The sequence below is a fragment of the Mycobacterium sp. E1386 genome (assembly GCF_001672745.1).
Classification (GTDB): domain Bacteria; phylum Actinomycetota; class Actinomycetes; order Mycobacteriales; family Mycobacteriaceae; genus Mycobacterium.
The window spans coordinates 37,691-46,635 of sequence record NZ_LZKH01000134.1 but is presented as its reverse complement, the minus strand read 5'-3'; the positions used below and the strand labels follow the sequence as shown (position 1 = coordinate 46,635).

Annotated in this window: 8 protein-coding genes; 6 read left to right on the top strand and 2 right to left on the bottom strand. The window is 66.0% G+C overall.

The genetic code is table 11. The features are described 5' to 3' along the window. The 3 genes from A5709_RS14255 to A5709_RS14245 all read left to right on the top strand — a co-directional run. A partial coding sequence (locus A5709_RS14255; protein ID WP_067943742.1) for a sulfatase-like hydrolase/transferase occupies nt 1-1,106 on the top strand: 1,106 nt, incomplete at its 5' end. Next, the gene (locus tag A5709_RS14250; RefSeq protein ID WP_067943740.1) at nt 1,106-2,341 is read left to right on the top strand and encodes an FAD-dependent oxidoreductase; all 1,236 of its coding nucleotides are present in this window, start codon (nt 1,106-1,108) and stop codon (nt 2,339-2,341) included. The genes A5709_RS14255 and A5709_RS14250, both read left to right, overlap by 1 nt. Before the next feature lie 560 nt (nt 2,342-2,901). After that, complete coding sequence (locus A5709_RS14245; RefSeq protein ID WP_156768044.1) at nt 2,902-4,221, top strand: cytochrome P450; 1,320 nt, start codon at nt 2,902-2,904, stop codon at nt 4,219-4,221. Nucleotides 4,222-4,365: 144 nt separating this feature from the next. On the opposite strand, the gene A5709_RS14240 is transcribed toward A5709_RS14245, so the two are convergent. Together A5709_RS14240 and A5709_RS14235 are read right to left on the bottom strand one after the other, a co-directional pair. Further along, nucleotides 4,366-5,193 (bottom strand): sugar phosphate isomerase/epimerase, encoded by an 828-nt coding sequence (locus A5709_RS14240; protein ID WP_067943731.1) that lies wholly within the window; start codon nt 5,191-5,193, stop codon nt 4,366-4,368. A gap of 1 nt (nt 5,194) precedes the next feature. Next, nucleotides 5,195-5,812 (bottom strand): preprotein translocase subunit SecD, encoded by a 618-nt coding sequence (locus A5709_RS14235; RefSeq protein WP_067943721.1) that lies wholly within the window; start codon nt 5,810-5,812, stop codon nt 5,195-5,197. A gap of 170 nt (nt 5,813-5,982) precedes the next feature. Here A5709_RS14235 and A5709_RS14230 point away from each other — a divergent pair, with 170 nt between their 5' ends. From A5709_RS14230 to A5709_RS14220, 3 genes are all read left to right on the top strand, one after another. Next, nucleotides 5,983-6,669, top strand: coding sequence for a TetR/AcrR family transcriptional regulator (locus A5709_RS14230; RefSeq protein WP_067943719.1), 687 nt, complete (start codon nt 5,983-5,985; stop codon nt 6,667-6,669). Between the two features lie 236 nt (nt 6,670-6,905). Further along, nucleotides 6,906-8,108 carry a cytochrome P450 gene (locus A5709_RS14225; protein ID WP_067943717.1) on the top strand — a complete coding sequence of 401 codons (1,203 nt, stop codon included), beginning with the start codon at nt 6,906-6,908 and terminating at the stop codon, nt 8,106-8,108. Then, complete coding sequence (locus A5709_RS14220; protein WP_068120422.1) at nt 8,108-8,944, top strand: mycofactocin-coupled SDR family oxidoreductase; 837 nt, start codon at nt 8,108-8,110, stop codon at nt 8,942-8,944. The genes A5709_RS14225 and A5709_RS14220 overlap by 1 nt, the downstream gene beginning before the upstream one ends. Nucleotide 8,945: the final 1 nt, after the last annotated feature.

The window sequence follows — 8,945 nt, the reverse complement described above, 5'->3', positions numbered from 1 at the left end:
ACGACTTCTACTCGTCGGACTTCTACACCGACAAGCTGTTGCAGTACCTGCGCGAACGGGCGCCCGGCGACGACCGGCCCTTCTTCGCGTATCTGCCCTTCCAGGCGCCGCACTGGCCGCTGCACGCGCCGGACGAATCGATCGCGAAATACCGTGGCCGCTACGACGCCGGTCCGGACGCGCTTCGCGAAGAGCGGCTCGCGGCCCTCAAGCGGCTGGGTCTGTGCCCGCCCGACGTCGAGGCGCATCCGGTCGTCGCCGACGGCGCCCCGGAGTGGGCCGACATGACCGACGAACAGCGCGCGGTGTCGGCCCGCAGCATGGAGGTCTACGCCGGGATGGTCGACCGGATGGACTGGAACATCGGCAGGGTGATCGAATACCTCTCGGACAGCGGCGAACTCGACAACACCGTCGTTATCTTCCTCTCCGACAACGGTGCCGAAGGTGCGATCGTCGAAGCGATGCCGCTGCACGGTGCGCGTATCGCCGCGCAGATCGAAAAGCATTGCGACAACAGCGTCGACAACCTCGGCCGGCCATCCTCGTTCATCTGGTACGGGCCGCGATGGGCGCAAGCGGCCACCGCGCCGTCACGGCTGCACAAGGCCTTCACCACCGAGGGCGGCATCCGGGTGGTCGGCTTCGTCACCTGGCCCGGCTTTGACCGGCAACGGGAGGTGGGGACCGCGTTCAGCACCGTCATGGACATCGCCCCGACGGTGCTGGAACTGGCGGGGGCCGCGCATCCCGGCACGACGTATCGCGGGCGTGAGGTGGCACCGATGCGCGGCCGCTCCATGGTGCCGTATCTGTCGGGCGGCGCGGAGGCCGTGCATGACGCCGATACCGGCACGGGCTGGGAGTTGTTCGGCCGCCGCGCCATTCGTCAGGGGAACTGGAAGGCGCTGCACCTGCCCGCACCATACGGCCCGGGCGGCTGGCAGCTCTACGACCTCGCTGCCGATCCGGGCGAGATCCACGACCTCGCCGAGTCGCACCCGGACAAGCTGGGCGAGCTGCTGACGTTGTGGGACCGCTACGTCGAGGACAACGGCGTCATCCTCGATCCGGTCTCGGTGTTCGACTTCGAGGCCGAGGCCTGATGGCTGAGACAACCTCGTGTGCGATCGTCGGTGGCGGCCCGGCCGGAATGGTCCTGGGGCTGCTACTGGCCCGGGCGGGTGTGCAGGTGACACTGATGGAGAAGCATGGTGACTTTCTGCGCGACTTCCGCGGCGACACGGTCCACCCGACCACCATGCGGTTGCTCGACGAACTGGGCCTGTGGGAACCGTTCGCGGCCTTGCCTTTTACCGAGGTCCGCACCGCGAAACTCGAATCCAACGGGCGGTCGGTGACCTACGTCGACTTCGAGCGGTTGCGCCAGCCCCACCCTTTCGTCGCGATGGTGCCGCAGTGGGACTTGCTCAACCTCCTCGCCGCCGCGGCACAGGAGGAGCCGAGCTTCTCGCTGCGGATGAACACGGAAGTCACCGGCTTGCTGTGGGAGGGCGGCCGGGTTGCCGGAGTGCGCTACCGCGGGCCCGAGGGCCCGGGTGAATTGCGCGCCGAGTTGACCGTTGCCTGCGACGGCCGCTGGTCGATCGTCCGACATGAGGCCGGACTCAAGGCGCGCGAATACCCGGTGAGGTTTGACGTGTGGTGGTTCCGATTGCCGCACAAGGAAGACACCGAATACTCCTTCCTGCCCCGCCTCGGTCCGGGCAAGGGACTCGCCGTGATCCCGCGGGAGGGTTACTTCCAGATCGCCTACCTCGGGCCGAAGGGCACCGACGCCCAGCTGCGGGCGCGCGGCATCGAGGCGTTCCGGCGCGACGTCGAAGAGCTGCTACCGGACATGCCCGAGTCTGTCGCGGCGCTGCAATCCATGGACGACGTCAAACACCTTGACGTGCACGTGAATCGGCTGCGGCGCTGGCACACCGACGGGCTGCTGTGCATCGGGGATGCGGCGCACGCGATGTCGCCGCTGGGCGGGGTCGGCATCAACCTGGCGATCCAGGATGCCGTCGCGGCCGCAACGATACTGGCCGAACCGTTGCGACGACACCGGGTCAGTGGTCGCGAGCTCGCCGCGGTGCACCGCCGCCGCGTATTGCCCACGGTGGTGACCCAGCTGGTGCAGCAGGTGCTGCACCACATGTTGCTCGGGCCGTTGTTGCGCGGCGCGGACCCAACGCCGCCCGGGGCGCTGCTCGGCCTGATGAAACGATTGCCGTGGCTGTCGGCCGTGCCGGCCTACTTTGTCGGCGTCGGCGTGCGGCCCGAGCATGCGCCGGAATTCGCGCGCCGCGCCCCCGCTGACCACGACGGCTGAATCAGCGCTCCGGTATCGGCAAATCCCCTGGTCGCAGCGGGGGCGGTTTGAATTCTCGCGCGTGGGGGTAGGCTTTCATGAGCAAATTGAGGTCATAATTCGGTCCGATCCCCGCGGTGCGGACGCCGCCTGCGGGCGAGGCACGGATCGAGAGGAGGCCAGCAATCGTGAATATCAAGAAGTTAGCAGGCAAAGCCACTGTCGCCGGCGCGCTGGGCGCGGCGGCACTTGGGCTCGGTACCGGTATGGCAAGTGCGCACCCGGGACCGTGGCCTCCGCCGGTTCCGCCGGGTCCGCACGTTGTCGACGATGGGCATTGGAACCCGCTGCCGCCGGGGCAGGTCAAGCAGATTTGCCCGTGGCAGTCGCCACCCGGCCATTGGATTGGCGGGCCGCACGGGGTTCCCTGCACGTAGTCGACCCGGCCAACGCAGCAGCTCTCGAACCACTGGTTCGAGAGCTGCTTTCTTCGCTGAATTCCTCAGCTTTGAGTGCCTCCTAAGGCCTGCGTAGAACCAGGCGTCGCTCTTGGGTGTCCAGTATGGATTCAAGCCCATCTGGTGCGCTCGACGGAATTTTTGCGTTTGTTACTGCGGCGACTTGCCGGTTGCTGCGGATTTAGTCCGCGAGTCTGGGTTGATATACTCGGACGACGTGCCATACTTTTTAGTATGGAAACCGCGGTGAACCCCTCGCTGCTGAGCCCGTTCTGGGAGACTGACCTTCAAACTCGCCTCAAGCACTTCGCTACGTTGCGCGCCCGCAGTGGGGGTGTTGAGTTCATTCCGCAGCAGGATGGGCGTGGCTTTTGGTCGGTGACGTCCTATGCCGGGGTGCGTACGGTGACCCGGGACCCCAAGAGGTCCACGAGCACCCTTGGTTTCTCGTTGGACGACATGCCTCCGGATCTGCTCGAGATCCTTGGCTCGATCATCGTGATGGACGATCCCAAGCATCAGCAGTATCGGCGTCTCGCACAGGTGGCGTTCTCACCCCGATCAATTCGCCGCATGACCGATTGCGTCGGCAGGCTGGCCGACGCCATCGTCGAAGAGATCCGGGAGCGTCGTACGTTTGACTTCGTCGACACTGTGGCGGCAAGCCTTCCGTTCCAAGTCATCGCGGACCTGCTGGGAATCCCGGTCGGCGACCGCACGCGCTTGCGTGAACTCATTGACCTGATCCTGGGCGTCAACGACGGCCACGTCAGCGACATCGCTACCAGTTTGCAGGCGGTCAGCGAGTTCTTCGAGTACACCATCGACCTTGGAAGGCAGCGACGCCGGCATCCTGGCGATGACATCACCTCCGCTTTGATGCAGGCCGAGGTCAACGGGAAACGGCTCACCGCAGCGGAATTCGGGTCTTTCGTGATCCTGCTCGCCGCGGCAGGAAACGACACCACTCGGACTGCACTGGCGTGGGCGATGCACCTGCTGAGCGAGCACGCCGACGAACGCGTCGCCCTGGCGGGCGATTTCGACGGACTTCACTCCAACGCCATCGAGGAGGTGCTCCGTTGGTCATCACCGGTGCTGCACATGCGGCGGACTGCAACGACGGACACAGTCCTCGGCGACGTTCAGATCGCTGCCGGAGACAAGGTCGTGGTGTGGTATCTGGCCGCCAACCACGATCCGAGCGTGTTCCCCGACCCGTCGCGCTTCGACATCCTGCGCTCCAACGCCCGCGATCATCAAGCTTTTGGAGCCGGTGGACCACATTTTTGCCTCGGAGCGGGGTTGGCGCGGATGGAGATGCGCGTAGTGCTGGGCACACTGCTAGCTGCGTTCCCGACACTGCGTGCGACGGCTCCGCCCGATCCGCTGCGCTCGATGTTCGTCCACGGTGTCAAGGCACTGCCCTGCACCCTGGACTAACTCAGGGATCTGACCGCTGGACTGACACGGACCATCGCCGACCTTGGCGAGCGGCGAATTCTGTTGCACCGCTTTGCGTGAAGGCTTTGAACACCGGCACCCCACCGGTCGCGCTGTAGCCACCATCATGGTCACGGCGCCGTGTCACGGCATCTCGGACAGCAACCGCCGCGCCGCTTCTACGCATGGTCGCAGCCGGTCGATCGGGCTGACCCCGGACAACGCCAACGACCGTCGCGGTACCTCGATCTCGATCACGATGTCGGACGGGAGCACCGAGAGGATGTCCCGCAGGGGCAGTTCACCCTCGCCGGGAACCATGCGCTCGAACATGGCTTCCTCCATGTAGTTTTCGATGCGCGGCCGCAGCGTGGTGTCGTTGAGTTGGGCGTAAGCCACTTGCGCCGGGTCGATCGCGGCGAGAGCGGCGGCGCCGGAACCGGAGCGCACCAGGTGCATGGTGTCGATCAGTAACCGGAAGTCGGGGCGTCCGACATGTCGCAAGGCGGCCAGCGCGGTCGGCAGGTCGCCGACGGTCAGGCCGGGCACCGGTTCGATGAGCGTCTGGATATTCCGTTGCGCGGCAATCTCGGTCAGGGCGGCGAACTGGTCGAAGCTGCGCGGTAAGTCCGGGTCCAGGCTGACCACATTGATCCGCGGGACGCCCAGTTTGGCCAGGACGTCGAGATCGGTGCAGAACGCGCTCGTGTCGGCGCCGGGCGCTACGAGGAAGCCGTCGCCGAGGGAGATCGTCACGCCGCGGTCGTGCATCGCGGCGAGCAGGGTTTTCCGCAGGCCGGCGTCATCCTTGAGCGAGAAGCGGGGATAGCCGAGTGGCAACAACGGCATCCCCTGCAGCGCGGCGGAGATGTAACGGCAGCCCAGATCTGCCGCCAGGTTGACCAATTCAACTGGCGGAAGGCCGAACACGCTGAGCATGCCAATGCCGAGCCGGTCGGCGCCCGTTGTCATCTCAGGATGGCCGGCCGGCTAGTTGCGCCAATTGCGCGGCGCCCTGGGTGGTCTGGGTTGTCAGCGCGATGCGCCCGGACGTGACCTGGTCTTCGATGATCGGCGCCTCCAGGACGAGATTGCCGCGGACGAACGCCACGTGGTCCTGCAGGTGCGCGGCGGTGTATGACGCCCACGCCGCCGCCGACGGTGGGTCCAGGATCAGGGTCACCTCGTAGAAGTCGGCCGTCAGCGCCTTCGGCGGGTCCACGTTCAACAACCCTAGCTGCATGGACTCCGGGCCCAAGGTGTACGCGGTGGTCTTGCCGATGTCGCACGCGGTGATCGCGTCCGTCGGGACCACCGGTCGATTCGAGTCGGTGGCGGGGCACTTCTGCGCGCTGGCCGGCTGCGATTTGGTCACCGGGCGCACGGGCAACGGTGCGATCTTCACGATCGGCGGGGGCGGCGGTATTGGCTTGGGCGTCGTGGTGGTGGTGGTGGTGCCCGCGCTCGACGTGGTGGGTGCGGCCTGGTGGCGCGCCGAGTGGCAGCCGCACAACAGGGTCGCCAGCAGGCCGACGCACGCCGCGCGGCGCCCGACCGCACCAAGATTCTCACCTACTCGACGCCCAATCATTCGATCATTCTTGCAGCCGAAAACCCGGTGCCGCGGTACGCGTGGTGAGTCGTTGCGGCGCAGGGGAGTTCGCGCACGGCCGACATGATGGCCCACCGGGGCGGCCGCAACCTGCGCCCGACCCCTTTCTGACACTACGAAAATAGAGTAAGGTTTGGATCCGAGACGTCATGGACAAACGCCGAAAGCCTAATCCCGGGGAGCGTCGCCGCGACTTATGCGATGTGGCGATCCAGTTGTTGGCCGACGACGGGGCCAAGGGGTTAAGCCACCTCAAGGTCGACCGCAAGGCCGGCGTGCCCGACGGCACCACGTCCTTTTATTTCCGCACCCGCTCGGCGCTGCTGCGCGCCGTGGCCGAGCGGATGGCCGAGCTCGACCTCGCCGACCTACGGTCCGTCGCCGACGACTCCGACGGCCGGGGCGACAACCCCTCGCCCTCGCGACTGTCCCAGGTGGTCATTCAATCCGGTAATGAGCCGCAGCTGTTCCGTACCAAGGCGCGCTACGAGCTGACCATGCAGGCCGCCCGCGACCCGGCGCTGGCCGCAATCCTGCAGCGGGCCACGGACGAATTCACCAAACTGCACCGCGAGATCCTGGTCCAGCTCATGCCGCACGGCGCGGACCTGGAGCCCGCCGTGGTCGAGGACCTCAGCAATGTGACGTTGACGTTCATCAACGGCCTGCTGGTCCGGTACGCGCACGGCGACCGGATCGTCGACAGTCCCGAGCAGCTGGACGGCATCTTGTCGGCCATCGCCGCCGGCATTCTGCGGAGCCCGCAGCAGGGCCGGCTGACCGACACGGCCGGCCGGCGCGCCACGGGCCGGGACCGGGCGACGGCGCTCGGCTGAGCGGGCCGAACATGCGTGAATCGGTGACGGCTTATGCGGCATGGGGTCTTGCCAGACCATTCGCCGTATGGTTCTCTACGAGAATAGAGTTAGGCCGTGATGACGGGCCGATTTCAGCCCAGCCCATGCGCATGTCACAGCAACGCATTTAAGCGGAGTGTATAAATTGCCCGAACCGGATCCAGCGCTGCCAAATCGTACGGATGCCGGTAAAAGGCAGCGGTAGGAGGGATTTCGTGACCACGAGCACCGATAGCCATGTGCGATTCGACCCGTACGACGTCGAGCTGATCGCCGATCCGTACCCGATGTTCAAGCGCATGCGTGACGAGGCGCCGCTGTACTACAACTCCGAATACGACTTTTACGCGCTGAGCCGCTTCGCCGATGTGAACAAGGGAATTCTCGACTACGGCACCTACAGTTCCGCGCGGGGCGTGATCATGGAACTGATCAAGGCCAACCTCGAGATCCCTTCGGGCATGCTGATCTTCGAAGACCCGCCGATACACGACGTGCATCGCAAACTGCTGTCGCGCATGTTCACCCCTCGCAAGATCGCCGCGCTGGAGCCGATGATCCGCGAGTTCTGCGCGCAGGCGCTGGATCCATTGGTGGGGTCGGGGCGGTTCGACTTCGTCACCGACCTGGGCGCCATCATGCCGATGAAGGTCATCAGCGCACTGCTGGGGATTCCCGAAGAAGACCAGGAGTACATCCGCGATCGCGGCAACGCCCAACTGCGCACCGAACCCGGCAAGCCGATGAGTGCCGCCGAGCATGGCTTGTCAGTGGGCGAGCAGTTCGAGGCCTACATCGATTGGCGTGCCGACAATCCGTCCGACGACATCATGACCGAGTTGCTGAACGTCGAATTCGTCGACGAAACCGGCACGACGCGGCGCCTGAGGCGCGAGGAGATACTGGTCTACCTCAACGTGGTGGCCGGAGCGGGCAACGAAACGACGACGCGCTTGATCGGTTGGGCCGGAAAGGTTCTCGCAGAGCACCCCGACCAGCGTCGCGAGCTCGTCGAGAACCCCGGCCTCATCCCGCAGGCAATCGAGGAGTTGCTGCGCTTCGAGCCGCCCGCGCCGCACATGGCGCGCTATGTGACGCGCGACGTCAGCCTCTATGACCAGACGGTGCCGGAAGGCAGCGTGATGCTCATGCTGCTCGGGTCGGCCTGCCGCGACGAGCGGCAGTTCGGTCCCGACGCGGGCGAATTCAACATCCACCGCCCCGCCCGCTCGCACCTGACGTTCAGCGTTGGTGCCCACTTCTGCCTGGGTTCGGCGCTGGCCCGGCTGGAAGGCCGCGTTGCCCTCGAGGAGATCCTCAAGCGCTTCCCGGAGTGGGAGCCCGACCTGGCCAGCGCCACGCTCAGCCCGACGTCGTCGGTGCGCGGCTGGGAAACACTGCCCACCGTGGTGCCCTGATGGCCGGACGCGTCGGGGGAAAGGTCGCGTTCGTCAGCGGCGCCGCCCGCGGTCAGGGCCGCAGCCACGCGGTGCGCTTGGCGCAGGAGGGCGCCGACATCATCGCGATCGACGTCTGCGGGCCCATCGAGAACCTGGCCTATCCACACTCGACGCCGGACGACCTGGCCGAGACGGCCGACCTGGTCAAAGCTCAGGATCGTCGCATCGTCACCGCGCAGGTCGACGTCCGCGACTACGACGCGCTGAAATCCGCCGTGGACGCCGGCGTGGAACAACTCGGGCGGCTGGACGTCATCGTCGCGAACGCGGGCGTGGGTACCGACGGCAGGAAGCTGCACAAGATCCGGGAGGACGTCTGGCAGGACATGATCGACATCAACCTGAGCGGCGTCTGGCACACGGTCAAAGCGGGCGTTCCACACCTGCTTTCCGGTGGTCGCGGCGGATCGATCGTGCTCACCAGCTCGGTCGGCGGGCGCAAGGCCTACCCGAACACCGGCCATTACGTCGCCGCCAAGCACGGCGTCATCGGCCTGATGCGTGCATTCGCCGTCGAGCTCGGTCAGCACATGATCCGCGTCAACGCCGTGCTACCCACCCAGGTGAGCACCACGATGGTGATGAACGACAACACGTTCCGGCTGTTCCGCCCGGACCTCGACAATCCGGGCCCGGACGACTTCGCTCCCATCTCCCAGATGATGCACACCCTGCCGGTGCCGTGGGTGGACGCGGTGGACATCAGCAACGCGGTCCTGTTCCTCGCCTCTGACGAATCTCGTTATGTCACTGGCGTTTCGCTTCCCGTCGACGCGGGCAGCTTGCTCAAATAAC

Excerpts from the sequence above, each read along its gene's own strand:
- A5709_RS14250 (WP_067943740.1), top strand. The coding sequence starts at position 1,106 with ATGGCTGAGACAACCTCGTGTGCGATCGTCGGTGGCGGCCCGGCCGGA.
- A5709_RS14240 (WP_067943731.1), bottom strand. The coding sequence starts at position 5,193 with ATGACAACGGGCGCCGACCGGCTCGGCATTGGCATGCTCAGCGTGTTC.
- A5709_RS14235 (WP_067943721.1), bottom strand. The coding sequence starts at position 5,812 with ATGATTGGGCGTCGAGTAGGTGAGAATCTTGGTGCGGTCGGGCGCCGC.
- A5709_RS14230 (WP_067943719.1), top strand. The coding sequence starts at position 5,983 with ATGGACAAACGCCGAAAGCCTAATCCCGGGGAGCGTCGCCGCGACTTA.
- A5709_RS14220 (WP_068120422.1), top strand. The coding sequence starts at position 8,108 with ATGGCCGGACGCGTCGGGGGAAAGGTCGCGTTCGTCAGCGGCGCCGCC.